This is a genomic window from Longimicrobium sp. (assembly GCF_048594345.1).
Taxonomy (GTDB): Bacteria; Gemmatimonadota; Gemmatimonadetes; order Longimicrobiales; family Longimicrobiaceae; genus Longimicrobium.
Window position 1 is genome coordinate 1 of record NZ_JBMDXM010000168.1, and the last position, 1,659, is coordinate 1,659.

The following is a 1,659-nucleotide window of genomic DNA, read 5'->3' on the forward strand; positions in this document are numbered from 1 at the left end:
TGGGCGATACGCGCGGGCTGGACGAGCGCGACTGGGAGGCGCTGCGCGCCACCGGGCTGACGCACCTGATCGCGATCTCCGGCTTTCATGTCGGGCTGGTGGCGGGCTTTTTCGCGTTGCTGGCCGCAGGCGTCTGGCGGCTGTGGCCGCCGCTCGGGCGCTGGCTGCCGCGGCCGCAGGCGGCGGCGGTGGTGGCGTTCGCCGGGGCGCTGTTCTACGCCGCGGTGGCGGGGTGGGAACTGCCGACGGTGCGCACGGTGTTGATGATCGGCGTGGCGATGGCGGCACGTCTGGGGCGGCGTCCGCTGGACGTGGGCGGCGCACTCGGGCTGGCCGCGATCGCGGTGGTGCTGGTAGATCCGCTGTCGCTGCTCACGGCGGGGTTCTGGCTGAGTTTCGCCGGTGTGGCCTGGCTGGTGTGGTGCCTGCCGGACGCGCGCGAGGTCGGCCTGGTCGGCGGGTTCCTGCGTGCGCAGTGGGTGGCGACGCTGGGGCTGCTGCCGTTGACGGTGGTGCTGTTCGGGCAGGCGTCGCTGGCCGGGCCGTTGGCGAACCTGGTCGCGATCCCGTGGTGGAGCCTGGTGGTGGTGCCGCTGGCGCTGATCGGCACCGGCCTGGAGGCGGCGCACCCGGGATGGGGCGATCCGGCCTGGCGTCTGGCGGCGTGGTGTTTCGACCTGAGCTGGCCGCTGTTCGGGCGCCTGGCCGACAGCCCGCTGGCCTTGTGGTGGTTGCCGGAATCGCGGTGGTTCGCGCTGCCGCTGGCGGTGACGGCGGCGGTCTGGTGTCTGCTGCCGCGCGGGTTGCCCGGCAAGCCGTTGGCCCTCCTGCTGTGGTTGCCGCTGCTGTGGCCGGACCGGCAGTTGCCCGGTGAGGGCGAGGCGGAACTGGTGATGCTGGACGTGGGGCAGGGCCTGTCGGTGCTCGTGCGCACCCGGACGCATGCGGTGCTGTACGACATGGGGCCGGCCGTGCCCGACGGCTACGACGCGGGCGAGCGGGTGGTGGTGCCGGCGCTGCACGCGCTGGGCGTGCGGCAGCTGGACGCGATGGTGGTCAGCCACGCCGATCTCGACCACGCCGGCGGTTTCCCGGCGCTGCAGCGGCGGTTTCCCGGTGTGCCGGTGTTCGCGCCGGAGCATGCGGGGCTCGAGGGCGCCTCGCCGTGTCTGGCCGGCGATGCCTGGCAGATCGATGGCGTCGCGTTCGAGTTCCTGCATCCGGCGGCGCATTTTCCGGATTTCCGCAACGACGCCAGCTGCGTGCTGCGCGTCGCGGGGCCGCACGGCGCCGCGTTGCTGACCGGGGACATCGGGGCCGTGGTCGAGCGGGAGCTGGCGCGCGCGCATCCGCAGGGCGTGCGGGCCGAGGTGGTGGTCGCGGCGCACCACGGCAGCGGGTCGTCGTCGGACCCGGTCTTCGTCGCGGCCACGGGGGCCGCGCATGCACTGGTGTCGGCCGGATACGGCAACCGGTTCCAGCATCCGCAGCCGGCCGTGGTGGCGCGCTGGGAGGGCACCGGCGCGCGGGTGCACGGCACCGCGGCCGGCGGCGCGGTGCGGGTGCGGCTGGGGGGCGAGGGCGTGCAGGTGACCGGGCGGCGGGAGACCCATCCGAGGATCTGGGATGCCGCGCGGCGCCGGGTGGCGGCGGCCTCAG

Annotated in this window: 1 protein-coding gene; it reads left to right on the plus strand. The window is 74.8% G+C overall.

Annotated elements, in window-relative coordinates; all coding sequences use genetic code 11:
- The coding region (locus tag ACOJUJ_RS18545; RefSeq protein WP_420128383.1) for a DNA internalization-related competence protein ComEC/Rec2 at positions 1-1,659 on the plus strand (1,659 nt) is incomplete at both ends.